13 protein-coding genes are annotated in these 16,465 nt (G+C 51.6%); 12 read left to right on the top strand and 1 reads right to left on the bottom strand.

The features are described from left to right. The first annotated feature begins 455 nt into the window (after positions 1–455). From NUV48_11920 to NUV48_11900, 5 genes are all read left to right on the top strand, one after another. Positions 456–1,505: a TRAP transporter substrate-binding protein gene (locus tag NUV48_11920; GenBank protein MCR4442845.1), complete on the top strand. Its 1,050-nt coding sequence runs from the start codon at positions 456–458 to the stop codon at positions 1,503–1,505. Positions 1,506–1,699: 194 nt separating this feature from the next. Then, on the top strand, positions 1,700–3,037 hold the full coding sequence (locus tag NUV48_11915; GenBank protein MCR4442844.1) for a TRAP transporter large permease subunit: 1,338 nt from the start codon (positions 1,700–1,702) through the stop codon (positions 3,035–3,037). A gap of 49 nt (positions 3,038–3,086) precedes the next feature. Further along, positions 3,087–3,590, top strand: coding sequence for a TRAP transporter small permease subunit (locus tag NUV48_11910; protein ID MCR4442843.1), 504 nt, complete (start codon positions 3,087–3,089; stop codon positions 3,588–3,590). A 36-nt stretch (positions 3,591–3,626) separates the two neighbouring features. Next, positions 3,627–6,083 (top strand): hypothetical protein, encoded by a 2,457-nt coding sequence (locus NUV48_11905; protein ID MCR4442842.1) that lies wholly within the window; start codon positions 3,627–3,629, stop codon positions 6,081–6,083. A gap of 136 nt (positions 6,084–6,219) precedes the next feature. Next, the gene (locus tag NUV48_11900) at positions 6,220–7,140 is read left to right on the top strand and encodes a glycyl-radical enzyme activating protein (GenBank protein MCR4442841.1); all 921 of its coding nucleotides are present in this window, start codon (positions 6,220–6,222) and stop codon (positions 7,138–7,140) included. Between the two features lie 13 nt (positions 7,141–7,153). Here the strand turns inward: NUV48_11900 and NUV48_11895 are convergent, their stop codons facing one another. Beyond that, positions 7,154–8,029, bottom strand: coding sequence for a LysR family transcriptional regulator (locus NUV48_11895; GenBank protein ID MCR4442840.1), 876 nt, complete (start codon positions 8,027–8,029; stop codon positions 7,154–7,156). A 133-nt stretch (positions 8,030–8,162) separates the two neighbouring features. Here NUV48_11895 and NUV48_11890 point away from each other — a divergent pair, with 133 nt between their 5' ends. The 7 genes from NUV48_11890 to NUV48_11860 all read left to right on the top strand — a co-directional run bounded on the left by NUV48_11890 (position 8,163) and on the right by NUV48_11860 (position 16,440). Beyond that, a complete protein-coding gene (locus NUV48_11890) occupies positions 8,163–9,446 on the top strand; it encodes a glycine/sarcosine/betaine reductase component B subunit (GenBank protein ID MCR4442839.1) in 1,284 nt (427 codons plus the stop codon). A gap of 20 nt (positions 9,447–9,466) precedes the next feature. After that, positions 9,467–11,761, top strand: a complete 2,295-nt coding sequence (locus NUV48_11885) for a hypothetical protein (protein ID MCR4442838.1) — start codon at positions 9,467–9,469, stop codon at positions 11,759–11,761. Between the two features lie 72 nt (positions 11,762–11,833). After that, on the top strand, positions 11,834–13,141 hold the full coding sequence (locus tag NUV48_11880; GenBank protein ID MCR4442837.1) for a glycine/betaine/sarcosine/D-proline family reductase selenoprotein B: 1,308 nt from the start codon (positions 11,834–11,836) through the stop codon (positions 13,139–13,141). Positions 13,142–13,196: 55 nt separating this feature from the next. Next, the gene (grdC, locus tag NUV48_11875) at positions 13,197–14,639 is read left to right on the top strand and encodes a glycine/sarcosine/betaine reductase complex component C subunit beta (protein ID MCR4442836.1); all 1,443 of its coding nucleotides are present in this window, start codon (positions 13,197–13,199) and stop codon (positions 14,637–14,639) included. A 21-nt stretch (positions 14,640–14,660) separates the two neighbouring features. Continuing rightward, positions 14,661–14,978 (top strand): thioredoxin family protein, encoded by a 318-nt coding sequence (locus NUV48_11870; protein MCR4442835.1) that lies wholly within the window; start codon positions 14,661–14,663, stop codon positions 14,976–14,978. 46 nt (positions 14,979–15,024) lie between these two features. Further along, positions 15,025–15,483, top strand: coding sequence for a glycine/sarcosine/betaine reductase complex selenoprotein A (gene grdA / locus NUV48_11865; GenBank protein ID MCR4442834.1), 459 nt, complete (start codon positions 15,025–15,027; stop codon positions 15,481–15,483). A 453-nt stretch (positions 15,484–15,936) separates the two neighbouring features. Beyond that, positions 15,937–16,440: a TRAP transporter small permease subunit gene (locus NUV48_11860; GenBank protein MCR4442833.1), complete on the top strand. Its 504-nt coding sequence runs from the start codon at positions 15,937–15,939 to the stop codon at positions 16,438–16,440. Positions 16,441–16,465: the final 25 nt, after the last annotated feature.

The raw sequence follows: 16,465 nt of genomic DNA, 5'->3' as shown, positions 1-16,465 counted from the left end.
CATTTGACCCGATAGCATTGTAAATTGGTTAATCTTTTTTATGCAACGCTAGTGAGATAAAATCAATATATTGATTCAAAACATAGATTGTACTAATCAAAGAACAGCATTAGAATAATTATTACAAGAATTAATATTGTTATAATATTGCTGATCAAATGATGCAGAATATTTTTTCAATAAAAATATCAAAAAATAATGAAAAAGAAAACCTATAATAACAACCATAATTTAAATTGTATTTATAAAAAAATAATATGGTTGCAGAATAGGTTAGCAACCTTGAAAAATACAAAATATTGTGTCGGCATCAACACGGGTTGACTTGAAATGATACAAATCCGCCGACTAATTAATGTGAAAAGGGGGGGTGTTGGATGGCGGCAAAATGAAGCCAGGGGTTTTACAGAGCTGCTTGTAGAAAATTTCTAAATGTTTTGAGGGGAGGAAGTTGAATGAGGCTTTGGGAGAAAAGAGCTTTTGCCCTCCTGACGACGGCGGTATTCCTTGCTGTTTTGCTGCTGTTCGGATGCACGAAAACAACCGGCACCAATGAAGAGGCAAAAAAAGAAGAACCGAAACCGTCCCCAGTAATTTTAAAAATGGCCAACCAGAACCCGGAAGGCAGCCTGCACGGCCAATCGTACAGCTATTTTGCCCAGCAGGTGGAAAAGGAAAGCGGTGGCCAAATTAAAGTTCAGGTATATCATTCAGGATCGCTGGTGCAAGATCCGGATGTCATTGATGCGATAATGAACGGCACTGTAGATATAGCCCATTTCCAGAATGCATATATTTCCACTACAATTCCCGAGACGCTTCCGTTTGAAATACCTGGAGCATGTTCATACAATATGGACAAATTTGACAAGTTTGCAACTCTCACAACTCCAATATTGCAGAAGATATTCAGCAAATATGGCGTGGTATACATTGGGGCCATTCCGCCGGGAACCCTGGTCTTTGTCGGGAATAAAGAGGTCCATAAGCCGGCGGATTTAAAAGGCACCATAGTCCGCACAGCAAGTAAATGGAGCGGCGAAGCGGTAAGGTTGTGGGGCGGTACGCCGATGACCATCCCTATTGCCGATGTGCCGACTTCTCTTGAACGCAAGGTCATTGATTTGGTAAATACCAGCTGGGCGGCCACACAGGCTTTCAAACTGTATGAGGTTTCAAAAAATTTGGCCATTACAGACCAGATGGAGATTTATGCCGGCGTGATCTTCAGCCAAAAGACCTGGGACAAGTTGACAAAGGAACAGCAAGAGGCAATCAAACGCGCATTTCCCAAGCTGACGGAATTTCACAGGCAGAAAACGGTGGAAAGCTATCAAAAATTGTTGGCGGACGCCAAGGCTAAAGGGGTTAAGGCATACGAACTGACACCAGACGAAAATAAAGAGTTCGCGAAGGTGTCCAAAACCCTGCTTGAACAAATCAAAGGAAATGTAAAAGAGGGCGGCCTGGAGCTGATGAAGGCCTTCGAAGAGTTGAACAAATAAAAGTTAACGAAATAAAATTAAATTTTTCTGCCCTTGAATTGGCTGAGTTTATGCGCTAGCACCCATATCATCAATTCTGACGGCCGGAGTTTAATGAAAGGTTTGCAAAGCAAATAAATGCGTCCGCCTGAATCATCCTTCGGCCGTCAGAATTTATCTGGGGCTAACTGCAAACATTACGGGGAGGCATTGTGATGGCTTTTGTTGAAACGTTGCTGCTGTTGGCCCTGCTGCTTTTCATAATTATTGTTGTCGGGACTCCAGTGGCCTTTGCCATAGGGTTCGTAGCTGTTACGGGCATTTATTTCTTGCTGCCGCCTTCACATTTCATCCAAATCGGGAATGTCGTCTATTCTGAAGGGACAAATATTAATCAATTGATCGTACCCCTCTTCCTGCTCATGGCCGAGTTCCTTGCCCAAGGAGGCATCGCCAGCGATCTCTTTACCGTGCTCAGCAAATGGCTGAAGAAGGTCAAAAGCGGGTTGGGAGTCGGCGCTGTTTTAGCATGTACTATATTTGCCGCCCTGTGCGGTTCAAGTCCTGCTACAGCTGCAGCAGTGGGGCGCATTTCAATTAAGGAAATGGTTAAACGCAATTGGAACGAAAATTTTGCCATCGGGCTGGTGGCGGCTGGCGGCACGATCGGCATTATGGTTCCCCCCAGTATTCCTCTTGCTATTTTCGGAATAATTACCGAGACCTCTATAGTAAAACTGTTTATGGCTGGTATACTGCCAGGGCTGTTAAACAGCTTCTTGCTCATTATGTTTATTTTGTTAAGAGCGAAGCTGAACCCAAAGCTCGTGGGAGCCGGGACGGAAAATGCAGGACAACAGGATGAGAGCCCGCCTGTTGACCTGGATAAGTTTAAGCTGGCTGAGCTGAAGAAAGACCTGTTGCTGATGTCCCCTCCCATCGCCTTGATCGTTTTGATTTTGTCTGTTTTGTATCTGGGTATCGCTACTCCGACGGAAATGGCCGGTGTAGGAGTAATTGGAGCATTGATAATAATTGCCATTAACAAAAAATTTAGCAGCGGGGTGCTGGTAGATGTTTTTAAAGCGACGGCCAGAAGCAGCAGCATGGTTATGTTTCTATTGTTTGGCGGCATTTCGTTGAGTTATTTGGTAAGCTATCTGGGCATATCGCAGGAGCTGGCCAGCTTTATGACGGGCACTATTGCCAATAAATGGCTTATTATTATAATGGTTTATGCCATATGGTTTATCCTGGGCATGATTATTGACCCGATGAGCATGATCATTTTGACTATACCTTTTATCTTTTCGACCCTTGTCGCCTATGGCTTTGACCCGATTTGGATCGGCATAGTGTCCACCCTGTGCATTGAAATTGCCATGATTACTCCGCCGGTAGGGATGAATCTTTTTATCCTGACGTCGGTTACCGGGACGCCAATGAAAGAAGTCAGCAAAGGCACTGTACCTTTTGTGATAGTTCTTATCATAAGTCTAATCCTGTTGACCATTTTCCCGCAGATAGCGCTGTATTTGCCGTCGCGCATGTAATGAGCGAAATGTTCCCCGGGGACATTACCGAGCAGAAAGGAGGGCAACAATGAAATACCCCAAGTTGTTGTCTCGAATAAACGATAATATGGCCGCTTTGGCCGGCGCCCTGTTTTTCCTGGTGGCAATTTTTCAAAGCCTGGAGAGCATTTTGCGGTATTTGTTCGCCAAACCTCCCGTGTGGGTGGTGGATGTTTCCCGCTACATATTGATTTGGGCGGTATTTTTGGGCTCTGCCTACGGGTTCCAAGAAAAAGGCCATGTGTCGGTTGATTTTATCCAGCAAATAATTGCCAATTGGAATATTAAGGTAAAGAAAGTCCTGACTGTGGTTGGATATTTATTGGCGTGCATATTTATTGGCGTGATTGGCTGGAGAAGCATCAGCATGATCGGGGCGGCGATGAGAACAGGGAAACTGACCATGGCTTATATTCAGATCCCGATTGTCTATTTATACTTGGCCATGCTGTTTGGTTCAGGCTTGATGTTGGTCACTGTCGTGTTTATCATCCTGAGCGTGATAGGCGATGAAGAGAAATATTTATACTGACAATAAACGATTTAATTCAAAGGGGGTTGGAAAACTATGGCTAAACTCTTGGAGCTGGAGCGGGAGTTGAACTATTCGGAGGAACTGCGGAAGGGGATGCGCGCTGATATAGGCAGCACGGAGAGGGTGAAAAGGTTGAGCCTTGCCCTGCGGTCGGCGGTCCCCGGCATTTGCCTTCACACGGCCAGGGCATATACCGAAGTGTTTAAAGAGACGGAAGGCGAACCGGTGCCAATGCGTTTTGCCAGGTCATTTTACAGGGCCACGCAATATTTGCCCGCAATAATCGGCGAGGGAGAACTTATCGTAGGGCTTCCATCTTGCGGTTTGAAGAAAATCCCGGTTTTACCCATCAATCACGCTTCCTGGCTGATCGATGAAATTGACGGGCTGTCCAGCCGCACAGTAAACCCGTTCACCGTGATGCCGGAGCAGATAGCGGAGGCCAAGGAGCTGCTGCCCTACTGGCTGGACAAGACCACCTATGCCTTGACTACCAAGTTATGCCCGCCCGACCTGCGGCGGAAGATCGAAGGGACCGGCTGGGCGGAGACGGCGGGGTATTTCCACCAGGGCGGCTCGCACTTCAACCCCTATTATGAGCCTATCCTTGAACAGGGGTTGCAGTGGCACGAGGAGAGAATCAACAGGCAGCTTGCGGCTTTGGACTGCGCCAATCCGGAAGACGTGGGCAAGGAACATTTCTATAATGCGCTGCTGATGGTGATCAAGGCCATCAGGGAATTTGCCGCCAAGTACGCCGAGAAGGCGCGCGAGATGGCCGGCCGGGAAAATGATTCAGCCCGCAAGCAGGAGTTGTTGGAGATCGCGGAAACAATGGAATGGGTTCCTTATCGCGGGGCGCGCTCCTTCAGGGAAGCGCTGCAGTCCCTCTGGTTCATCCATATGATTATGCATATGGAAGGGCCCGGCCCGGCGTACACCATCGGGCGAATTGACCAGCTCATGTATCCTTTTTACAAGGCTGATATGGAGAAAGGCCTCCTCACGCGGGAGAAAGCTCAGGAGCTGATGGAATGCTTGCTCCTCAAGATAAGCGGCAACTTGTGGCTGTGTGACAAAGTGACCGCCTTGAGAGCGGCAGGGCTGTTCCCCGGCCAGACAATTTGCATCGGCGGTCTTAACAGTGAGGGCAAAGATGCCTCCAATGAAATATCCTATCTGGTCCTTGATGCGGCCAAGGCCGTGAGGACAGTGCAGCCCGACATCGTCCTGCTGTGCCATTCCCGTGAAACGCCGTATGAACTGAAGATCAAGGCCGCCGAACTGGTGGCCCTGGGTTTGGGCCTGCCTAAATTTATCAGCACGGAAACGACCAAGACCCAGCTGATGGAAGCCGGCTTTACCAGGGAAGAGGCCAGGGTGGGCTGGATAAGGGGATGCACGGAGTTCTACGGGCCGGGCGGCAAGCAGTATGGCTATCCTTCCGCGGGTAAATTCAATGTGGGTATTGCCCTGGAAGCAGTGCTGTACAACGGCCGCAAGCGCATGCCCGACCAGAACATGTCCGGCGAGACGGTGGGGGTGGAAACCGGTGAACCCCGGCAGTTCAAGACGTTCGATGAATTCCTGGCTGCGTTTAAGAAGCAGGTGGCCCAGCAGGTGAAAGACTGCCATGCCGCCGCCCTGTATGCCGAAAAGATTAAGATGCAGCATTTGCCGTTGCTGGTGCAAAGCCTCACCACTGAATCGTGCATCGAGCGCGGCCGTTGGGCCAGCGCCGGCGGGGCCCAAATCAACGTCGGGCCGAGCATTGCCATTACCGGCGGAATCGCTACCGCGGCTGACAGCCTGGCGGCCATCAAGAAGCTGGTTTACGAAGAAAAACGGATCACCATGGACGAGCTGATACAGGCCATCGACGCCAATTTTGAAGGATACGAGCCGATCCGGCAGCTGTTGATTAACGACGCTCCCAAATACGGCAATGACGATGAGTATGTGGACGACCTGGCCCGGGAAGTATGGCAGTTTTTCTGCGCCGAGGTCCGCAAGTACAGGCTGCCGTTTGGGGAAAGATGCATACCGTCCTGCTGCATAGCCACCGGGTATATTTCGGCAGGCACATTCACATGGGCGACGCCTGACGGCCGCAAGGCCGGACTGCCGCTTTCCTCGCATATTGGCCCGAACGATAACCGGGATACCAGCGGGCCGCTGGCGCATATCCGGTCGGTCACCAAACTGGGCCTGGATACAGGTTTTGGTAGCATTCACAACATGTATTTCACCAATATTGACAGCCGGGAAAAACTGCACCGGCTGGTGGAGCTGATTGACATCTACATCAGCCTTGGCGGCCACCATATCCAGATCAACTGCCAGGACAAAGAAGTGCTCCTTGACGCGCAGAAGCACCCGGAAAAATATCCAACGCTGATGGTCAGGGTGGCCGGATATGTTGCCAACTTTATTGAGCTCCCTAAAGAAGTGCAGGATGAAATAATCAACCGGACCTCGCTCAACATATAGGGCAGGATGCCCGGCGGCAGCCAATCCAACGCAAGTTTATGGAGGGACAGACAGCCTGTTTGTTAATTGAAATTTCAGCATCAGAAGATGGAGCAGGGGCGCAATTGGTTTTAATATCACTAAGGAGAATCGGCAAATGATAAACATCTGGAAAGTGGATTTTGCCGCGGTGCATGACGGGCCCGGAATAAGGACCTCAGTGTATCTCAAGGGTTGCCGGCTGAGATGCCTCTGGTGTTCAAATCCTGAAGGGCAAACCAGCAAGCCGGACCTGGTGTACAGGCAGGTGCGGTGTATTGGTTGTGGTTTCTGCGAAGAAAAATGCCCCGCCGGGGCTATTCAATTGAAGAAAGACTGCGGATTAAGACAGCCGGAATTAAGGGTGGAGAGGGGCAAGTGTAATTTGTGCGGAGAGTGCGTCCGGGCTTGCCCCTCTAAAGCCCTGGAAATCTGGGGCGAGAATTGGCAAATTAGTGATGCGATTAAAATTATAGAAAAAAACAGGCTCTTATATCGAAAGACGGGAGGCGGTGTTACCTTCACGGGGGGGGATCCCCTTTGCCAAGGGGAGGCGCTGTTGGTTTTGCTCCAATACTGCCGCAAGAATGGCATTCACACCGCCATGGAGACCAGTGCTTACGGCAACGGAGAAATATTTGAAAAGGTGCTGGAAGAAGTTGACTGGCTGTTCATTGACATCAAACATATGGACCCGGAAGAACATTTGAAAATCACCGGCAAAGGGAACGACTTGATTCTTGAGAATTTGAAACGGGCATCATACGTGCTTGGCAGGCGCGGCCGCGATCTTGTCGTAAGAATGGTTGTGGTGCCGGGTTTGAATGACGGCGAAAACATTTACAGGGCCGCGGAGTTTTTGCGCTCGCTCCCATATTTGAAGGGAGTGGAGCTGTTGCCATACCATCGTTACGGCATGAGTAAATATGATCAATTGGAACGCGTTTATCGGCTGCCTGAATTGCTGCCTCCCTCCGCGGAACTGATGGACCGCAGCAAGGCTGCTATAATTTCGGCCGGGCTGCAGGTTTTGCCATAAACAAACGCCAACCTCATATTTTGCGGAAATTTTTTAAGATGAAATCCTTGAATGCTTGGGTGGTTATCGTTTTATTATGCTTGGCGACCGTAAGAGCGATGGTTCGCTTAATTTCGGGAGTAAAATTCACGATGGCCGTCCGGGGGCTGGAAAAAAACTCGGCAATGCGGGTAGTAAACGGCGCTATGCCCAGACCCTCCTCTACCAGTTCTTTGACCGTAAGTGCCTGGATGCTTACCAGGACAATGTTTGGTTCAAACCCGGCCAGGCGGCATGAATTTACAAAATCGTTCCTTAGTCCGGTCACAACCATAAACTTTTCTGCAGACAGATCGGCCAGGTTCACGTTTTTTTGCCGGGCCAGCTCGTGGGAAGCTGAGACCAGAAGAACCAGTTTGTCATTGATGAGCGGATAGAATTCCAGTTCGTCGTGGGAGATATTCGTAGAATTGAGGAAGGCGGCATCAAGTTCGGAGGCATGCATTTTTTTGATAAGAACATCGGTGTCTTCTTCGCTGATTTCCATGTTGATGCCGGGATATGTTTTTTGAAAGGCCGCGATGACGGAAGTTATGCCCAGGTAAGTAATTGTGGGAATGGCCCCCACTTTTATGTTGCCCTTGTCCAGATTGGCATGCGCCAGCATGGCGTTCTTAGCCTTGTCAATTTCCGACAGGATGCGTTTGGCATAAACGACGAACTCCTCCCCGGCGGGGGTTAACTGCACGTTTCTGGTATTGCGGGTAAACAGGTTGACTCCAAGTTCCTGCTCCAGCTTTTTTATGCCGTGCGACAAGGTGGGTTGCGAAATGTTGATTTCCTCCGCGGCCAGCGAAAACTGCATGTACTTTTGCAGGGCCAGCACATATTCCAGCTGGTGTATTTCCATAGAAACGCCCCCAATTAATAGATTAATTATATTAATAGTATAAATATTATCGATTGTATAAATCAATACCTTTTGCTAAATTATCTATTTAAGAAGCAGACAAGAAAACTAATAAAGGCGAGGAGACCGTATCATGCAGCTGAAGATAAACGAGTATCCGGTAAGTTCCGTGGAGTGGGGTAAAGCCACAGAATACAAAGGTGGACGTCTCACTGTTTGCAGGGAAAACGTTTTATCTCTTCTGGAAAGTGCCGGTGACCTGAAGGATGTTGATATTGTCGAGATGGAACTGGTTTCGCCCCATACCCCGAGCAGAGTGGTGAATGTTTTCGATGTGATTCCGGCTCATTCGCGGTTGGGAGAAGGGGTTTTCAACTACCCAGGGTTTCTCGATGCGGTTCAGACTGTGGGGCACGGAAGTTCAGCCGCGCTGAGCGGGTTTTCGGTGCTGGCGATTTCCAGCCTGCCCAGCCGTCACAATAAAATTCTGGACAAATCAGGGGTGGGGGCCGAGCTCACGCCGCATGCCGGCCATTTCCACCTCGCGCTGCGCGCCGAACCTAAACGCCAAGACATGAGCAAGGGCGAATATTACAGGCGCCTAAAAAAAATCGGATTGCGAGTGGGGAGTTATCTGGCCAAGGCTGCGGCTTCTACTGAACCAGCGAATACGGTGGCCTATGCGCTCGACTCTTGCCCCCCAGGGCTGCCGCGGGTGGCTTATGTTTGCATGCTGGCTTCTCACCAGAGCTCGGAAAAGGGAGAAGCCATCCTGTACGGCGACGACCTGTCGGGCATGCTTCCGACCGTCCTGCACCCCAATGAATTGCTGGATGGCGCGGTGATTTCACCTGATTTCAATCTCGGCGTCGATACATACACCTTCCAGAACAACCCGGTCATCAAAGGGCTTTACCAGCGGCACGGGAAGGAGCTTGATTTTGCCGGCGTGGTGGCGTACGCCGCGCACGTTACGCGGGAACGGCGGGAACGGTCGGTGCAAATGGCGGTCAATCTGGTGTCCAATATTTTAAAGGCGGATCTGGCGCTTATCACCAAAGTGGGCGGAGGGATCCCCGAATCGGACGTGATGCAGATTATCGAGAACTTAGAGCAAAGGGGAGTCCGCACCTGCGCCATCATCTGGTCCCATTTGGGAGACGGTACCATCCGGGACCTGCTCACAGCATACTCGCCTGCTGCCGACGCCCTGGTGTCGGTGGGAATAAACGACGCGTGGGTAACTCTTTCCGAACAGGCGAAGGTTGTTGGCGGAGGCCCGCTTATTGGCCCGTTTTCAGACGACCCGGCCGACAAGCCGCAGCCCTCGAACTCCGCCCTGCGCGTGCGATTTCGGGACATCAGCGGGGCAATAAGCCAGCTGGGCGCTTCACGGGTCGCGCTGGTGGAAATTTAGCGTTAGGAAGTGATGATCAATTGGATCGCGATTTAACGAAGGCAGTAAAGGAATTTGCCTATGACCTGGGCGCGGATGTGGTCGGGATAGCTTCGGTGGACCGCTGGCAGTCGGCTCCGCTGGAACGTTCTCCCCAGGGAATTATGCCCGGCAGCAAGGCGGCCGTGGTCTGCGGGTTTCATTATCTCGACTCCTGTGTCGAACTTGGCGGGAACCTTGACGTGAGGATTCCCGGCCCTGCATTGTCAAACCACATTGCCTCCGAGCACGGGAACTTTTTGGCGTTCAAACTGGCCAAGTTTCTGCAGGACCAAGGCTGGCGGGCCTTGATGGTTCCGGCTACGGTCTGGTGGAGCTATCGTCCGAGCAAATCCGCCCCGCGCGGTTTTGCGGCCGACCTGACGCATTATTATGCAGCAGTGGCGGCAGGGCTGGGGGAAATAGGCTGGAACAACATCTGCCTTACACCTGAATTCGGCCCCAGGCAAAGGCTGGTTACCGTAATAACAGATGCGCCGTTGGTGGCTGATCCCTTATACAGCGGTCCGCCTCTTTGCGATAAATGCCTGCTGTGCGCCAAGAAATGCCCCATGCAGGCTTTCGACAAGGAAGTGGACGGTATGCTGGAGGTTGACTTCGGTGAAAAAAAATATTCTTTTCCCAACAAAAACTTGTGGCGCTGTTCGGCCGGGGAGAACTTTAACCTGGATGTATTTGCTCCGTGGCCGGAGAAGATCGATGAACAGACCATCGAAGAATTTGCCGAAAAGGCGGCCAGGACCCACCCGGAATGGCGCTTCAGCTGGAAAATGGGCATGTGCTTGAAGTATTGCGTGCCTAGGCAACGTCGTTATTTTGACCCGAGCTTTTCTCCCTCCCCCCGCCGGCGAAGGGATATAGAGGCGGACACGAGCAAAGAAGGCGTGGAGCGGGCTTCCAACGAGATGCTTGCTTTAGCGAAAAAAATAGGGGTGGATTACCTCGCCGTGATCGGCAGGGAAACACTGCTGAAATGCGGGATTGATTTGACAGCTTTTCTTCCGACCGCCAGCAGCGCAATAGTGGTAGGGCAAAGCTACCCGCGGGGCTGCGCGGCCGACACGGCAAGGACAGTGGGTCGCAACGCTCTGTGGCTGGCCAAACACCTGCAAAACAGGCACGGGTTTGATACCGTGGCAGAAACGGGCGTTGATCGTGCCGCTGTGGCTGCAGCAGCCGGGTTTTCTCCCGGCGACAAGGGGTGGCAGCTGCACGTGGTGGTTTCCAGCATCCCGTTTGCGGACGAGTGTCAGTGGAAGCTAGGCGAAGGCAGATATACCCTGGCTTCGTCCTCCAAATCTCCCGACATGTTGACAGGCGCACTTAAAGAACTGGTTCGCTCGCACGGCGCCGATTTATTCGGGGTCACGCCCGTGGAACGCCTTGATGCCATTGCTGATCAACTGGAGAAAATGTTTCAGGGCATTGATTACTTTTACGCCCGGGAGATGGGTTGGGGACCCAAGGCGACCGAACCGCGCGACATGAAAGCGAAGCCGGCCAATCCCGTCATTCATGATGTTAAGTTGACGCCTAAACGGGCGCGGGACTATTTGGCCTCGGCCCAATCAGTGCTGGTGATAGGCCTGGGTCTGCTGAAGGCCAGCGTGGAAAACGCCGGGAAACCTCCAGCCTTCAAGGCTGCGCACTATGCTGCCACAGTGCATAAAGAGGCTTTTTTCCAAAACGAGTCGATCGCGTTGCAGGCAGCCAAATTCCTGGCCGACAACGGCTTTGAAGCCCGGATTGTCGAGGACTTGGAAGGGCTTGCTTCCCAAGTGTTTTCCAACCTGCGGCCGGACCTTAAAGCTAATCGCTTTCCAGCAATAGCGGCAGGGCTGGGGGAACTGGGATGGAACGGCCTGGTGCTAACGCCGGAATTCGGTCCCCGGCAAAGATTCATCGCTGTGGTGACCGACGCGGTTCTGTCGTACGGCGATGTATATCGAGGCAGGCCGCTGTGCACCGGTTGCAAAAAATGCGTAACCTCTTGCCCGGTCAAGGCCATTTCCGAGGATGAAGCCCTGGTCATTAAGCTTGAAGGACGCGAGTTCAGATGGGGCAAACCGGACATCCTGCGCTGCGACTGGGCAGCCCGCTATGGATTGGTGGGAGAAGAAGGGCCGGCATATATGGGGTCTTTGAATAACTTTTACCCGCCGCCGAAGATCACCCGGCAGGCTCTCCTGGAGACCATAAAGAAAGCGGACAAATTGCAGCGGACTGATTATTGCCCGATTGTGGAGCGCTGCTTTACAGAATGCCCCGCAACTTAAAGCGGCAGGCAACCGATCCTTTGTTCGGAAAGCGTTAAGACGGTTAAGACGGTTTTAGAAGGAGATGTGATTATGGCAGGGCAGAGACCTTACAGGATCGTCCATTATTTGAACCAGTTTTATGCCGGGAAGGGAGGGGAAGCTTTCGCGGGTGTCGCGCCGTATAAGGTGGAAGGCAGCGTCGGGCCTGGCCGGCTGCTGGAGCAGACCTCAAATGGAGCCTTAAAGATCGTCGGGACAGTGGTGTGCGGCGACAACCGGTTTGTGGAGGACCAGCACGCTTTGGAAGAAGTGATGTCCTTGATCGAGAGCCTCCATCCCGACGGCTTTGTAGCCGGGCCTGCTTTTCTGGCTGGCAGGTACGGCGAAGCTTGCGCCTCTGTCAGCCGGGCCGTACAGGAAAGACTGGGCATTCCGGTTATAACAGGCTTGGCCCCGGAACACCCGGCGGTGGAAAGATTCCGCAAGCATATACCGATATTTCGCACCGGCACCACGGGAGCGGATATGAAAAACAGCCTCCCACTAATGGGCGCCATTCTTGTCAAACTGCTGGAAGGAATAGGACTGTCGGTAAGCGAACGGGAGATGCTTTTCAAGCGCGGATTGAAACAAAACGTGGTGATGGAACTGAATGCGGCGGAAAGGGCCATTCGCATGCTTCTGGCCAAGCACCGCGGCGAGAAGTGGCAAAGCGAGCTGCCCATTCCGAAAAACGAGAAGGTAAATCCGGCCCCGCCTGCCCGGGAAAAGGGGTTTAAGCTGGCCTTGATCACGGACGGCGGCCTGACAATAAAAGGGAACCCGGAAAGGATGCCCTCGGGGCGCTGCGAGCGCTGGTACAGGATTAAAATAGATTCTTGGAAAAAATTGACGCCGCAAGAGGTGGAAGTGAATCACTTCGGCTACGACAACCGGTATGTCGCCGCTGATCCCAACCGGCTGGTGCCTTTGGATGCATTGCGCGAATTGGAGGAAACCGGTGAAATCATCTTGCATCCCGTTATTTATTCTACTGCCGGAGCGGCAACCGCTATGGAAAATGCCGCCTCCTTCGGCCGGGAAATCGCCAGGGAACTGAAAGAAACAGGAGTACTGGCGGCCATTCTGACATCGACCTGAGGGACCAGTACTCGCTGCGGTGCAGTGATGGTCAGGGAGTTGGAACGGGCAGGCATTCCCACTGCTCATGTTTGCACAATGATCAACGTCGCCAAAGAAATGGGGTCGAACCGCTTGGTGCCGTCGCGCAGCGTGCTCTATCCCACCGGGGATCCCGATTTGTCCCCGCCGGAGGAATACGAACTGCGGAAAAGAATTGTGAGAAGCGCCTTATCCGCAGTCCAAACCCAGATAACCGCACCAACGGTCATTGAATAGCAAAATTTAGGTTACTATGGAATATGCGTTATGGCGATTTTTGGGAGGTAGGCGAATGAAATATCCGGTGATAAAAGGGGCTGCTTATGTCATTGCCCATGTTCCCAGCTTGGTGCGTTACGGGTCCAAGCCGGAGAGGGAGATAGCAAAAAATCCCCAGGTTCTTTTCAGCATTCTTTCCAGCCTGCGCAGTTTTGAAGACGCGGTCGCTTATCCGCCGAACCAGGTCTTTATCGGCAACCTAAGACCGGACAAATTGTACGAGTATGAACGGTCGTGGTCAGACAAAAAGGTGCCTGGCGCCAGGCGGTTCAGCCGCTGGGGGGAGATCTTGCCTGAAACGGAATTTTATGGCTGGTTGAAAATTGCTGATGTTTTCAACCTTGTACACCTGGAGGAACGGTTTCTACAGGAGGAGGTTAAAAGAAGACTAGCCGCTCATCCGCTGATTGGTGAAGAAGACTTGAAATGCCTGGGATGCGGGGTGCGATTGCCGGATATTGAAAAAAAGATTGCCGACGGCGTTGCACAGCCGCTGTACGTCGACAAGGAGCGGCTGATCGGCTGCGTGGAGCAAGGGCACGAGGAAGACCGGTTTCTTACGCCGCAGATATTATTGGAAAACCTGTGCAACAAAGCCTCGGGTATTGTGGCGCTCAGACATGTCCTGCGCGCTTTTGAGGTGACGGCTGACCAGATAGACTATGCAATTGCCTGCGACGAGGAGGCGGTGGGGGACCGCTACCAGCGGGGCGGAGGCAACATGGGCAAGGCGATCGCCGAACATGCCGGGTGCCTTAACGCGTCGGGCTGCGATGTTAAGGCATTTTGCTGCGGGCCGGCCCATGCGGTTACTATAGCGGCCAGCCTTGTCCAGGCCGGCGTGCACAACAATGTGGCCGTGATCGGCGGCGGGTCCGTGGCCAAACTGGGCATGAAATTTGCTGGAAACCTCAAGCACAACATGCCGGTGATTGAGGACCAGATGGGAGCGTTTGCCATTGTGCTGGGCAGCGATGATGGACGAAGCCCCTTCATTCGTTTGGACGCCATCGGCAAGCATGAGATTCACGCCGGTTCCTCCGCCCAGGCGATTTACCAGTCGCTCATCGTTAAACCGCTGGAACGGATCGGCAAGGGTATTTTGGACATAGACAAATACGCGGTCGAACTGCATAACCCCGATATTACTGAGCCGAACGGCAACGGGAACGTTCCCCGGGGCAACTATCGGATCATTGCCGGCATGGCGGTGTTGCGGGGAGAGATGGACAAAACGGAAATTGACGGCTTTGAAAGGAAATACGGCATGCCCGGATTTGCCCCCACCCAGGGCCATGTCCCGTCAGCGGTCCCGTTCCTGGGCCACGCCAGGGAGATGATCATGAGCGGAGAAATAAATAATAGCATGTTCGTGGGCAAAGGGAGCATGTTTTTGGGCAAGATGACCAAGCTTGCCGACGGCATGTCGTTTATCATCGAAAAAAACGGAAACTGAAATCAGCAAGGAGGGATTTGGATGATTCAGGTCAGCAAGGAAAACTTTGAGGAGGAGGTGCTTCAAGCGACTCAACCGGTGATTGTGGATTTTTGGGGCCCGTCTTGCCAGCCTTGCCTGAAGCTGATGCCGGAAGTGGAAAGGCTGGCCGAGGCGTTTAAGGACAGGGTTAAAATAGTTAAAATAAACAGTGCTGAAAACCGCAGGCTGTGCATCGAACATCGCGTGATGGGGCTGCCCGCCTTCCTGGTGTTCAAAGATGGCCAAGAAGTGGCGAGATTGGCTGGCCAGCATTTGACTGTCCAGGATATCAGAAACCTGATTGACGACATTGCCTGAGGCATTTGAAAAGGTACCAGACATGAAAGGGAAAGGACGGAGAAGCATGGAACTGAAAGGGAAAAAGATGTTTGTGTTGGGAGAAAGGGATGGCGTCCAGGCGCTGGCCATAGCCGAGTGTCTTAAAGCGGCCGGTGCCGAAGTCGTTTATATGGATACCCAGTGCTTTGTCTGAACTGCTGCCGGCGCGATGGACCAGTTGGTCCAGGAAGAACTGAAGAAGGCGGCTGAGAAGTACGGAAACGAGGATTTGATGGTGATACTGGGCTGTCCAGACCCTGACAGCGCGGACATTTATGCCGAAACCGTAATTGCCGGGGACCCGACTTATGCCGGGCCGCTGGCGGGGGTAGCCCTGCGCTTGCCGGTGTACCACATTTTGGAAGATGAGATAAAAGAAGCAATCCCTCAGGACGTTTACCAGGAGCATGTGGGATTGATGGAGCTGTCGTTGGACAAGGAAGGCATCTGCAGGGTGCTGCGCGAGGCGAGAGAAAAGTACTAATCGTTGTACAGCTATTGACCGATGCGCGGCAAATGTATTAGTATTGACTTAAAAGGTCATACCAATAAAAAGAATAATAACAATATAACAATAATAACTTCAATACAGTATTTAATGAAAAAGCATTGGCGATAAAATCTCGGCTCTCAATCTGATAAGTGTTGAGCTTATTGAACCTGGCCTGGCTAGTGACCGCTTTTGTTCGCAGAGAAAGGAAGCGTTTTGCCGACAGGTTCATACTTTTTAATCAACGGGAAAAGGCCTTCAAGTTGCTGACATTAATAAGATATAACGATAAATATAATAAGAAATATAAATTGCACCAATTAATCAAGTGGCGATAAGATAAGATTAAGATATTCCGATTAAGGCCACAGATGATGGATAAGATCGGCAACACCTCACGGCAGCAAGTTGAAAATTGGGGGGCTTAATACATTTGGAGGTGATGTGATGAGGTATCCGGATTTATTGGCTCATTTTAACAAGGCGATGGGAATCCTGTCCGGGGCGCTGATTTTAATTATCGGACTGCTGTCCGTAATGGAAGTTATCATGCGGGGCGTTTTCTCCAGCCCGACATTCTGGAGCATGGACGTTTCCCGGTACGTTTTGATTTGGGCCATTTTTTTGGGCACATCTTATTCTTATCAAGAAAAGGGCCATGTAGCGGTGGACTTTATCCGGGACGCAATTGGGAGACGCTGGAGCAGGGCGGCAAAGTGGGCGCTGTCGCTGGTGGGTCATTTGCTTTCCCTGTTGGTGATCGCCGTTCTGCTATGGACTAGTATTGAAATGAGCATAGTGGCGGTGGAACTGAAGAGACTAACCATCGCCAATGTGCAAGTGCCCATCATATTCTTATATTCAGCCATAGTCGTCGGGTCGGCGATACTGCTGTTGACGGTTGGTTTTGCCATCATTGATTTGTTTGGCGGGGGAGAAAAGTATCAATAAAATTATCAGAATAAAGAGACACGGG

This window comes from Peptococcaceae bacterium (assembly GCA_024655825.1).
In the GTDB taxonomy this organism is placed as follows: Bacteria; Bacillota; Peptococcia; order DRI-13; family PHAD01; genus JANLFJ01.
This window is presented reverse-complemented; position numbering and strand designations above follow the sequence as displayed.

Coding starts and splice junctions, on each gene's coding strand:
- NUV48_11860 (MCR4442833.1), top strand. CDS start 15,937: ATGAGGTATCCGGATTTATTGGCTCATTTTAACAAGGCGATGGGAATC.
- grdC (MCR4442836.1), top strand. CDS start 13,197: ATGAAATATCCGGTGATAAAAGGGGCTGCTTATGTCATTGCCCATGTT.
- NUV48_11895 (MCR4442840.1), bottom strand. CDS start 8,029: ATGGAAATACACCAGCTGGAATATGTGCTGGCCCTGCAAAAGTACATG.
- NUV48_11920 (MCR4442845.1), top strand. CDS start 456: ATGAGGCTTTGGGAGAAAAGAGCTTTTGCCCTCCTGACGACGGCGGTA.
- NUV48_11900 (MCR4442841.1), top strand. CDS start 6,220: ATGATAAACATCTGGAAAGTGGATTTTGCCGCGGTGCATGACGGGCCC.
- NUV48_11910 (MCR4442843.1), top strand. CDS start 3,087: ATGAAATACCCCAAGTTGTTGTCTCGAATAAACGATAATATGGCCGCT.
- NUV48_11870 (MCR4442835.1), top strand. CDS start 14,661: ATGATTCAGGTCAGCAAGGAAAACTTTGAGGAGGAGGTGCTTCAAGCG.
- NUV48_11905 (MCR4442842.1), top strand. CDS start 3,627: ATGGCTAAACTCTTGGAGCTGGAGCGGGAGTTGAACTATTCGGAGGAA.
- NUV48_11915 (MCR4442844.1), top strand. CDS start 1,700: ATGGCTTTTGTTGAAACGTTGCTGCTGTTGGCCCTGCTGCTTTTCATA.
- NUV48_11890 (MCR4442839.1), top strand. CDS start 8,163: ATGCAGCTGAAGATAAACGAGTATCCGGTAAGTTCCGTGGAGTGGGGT.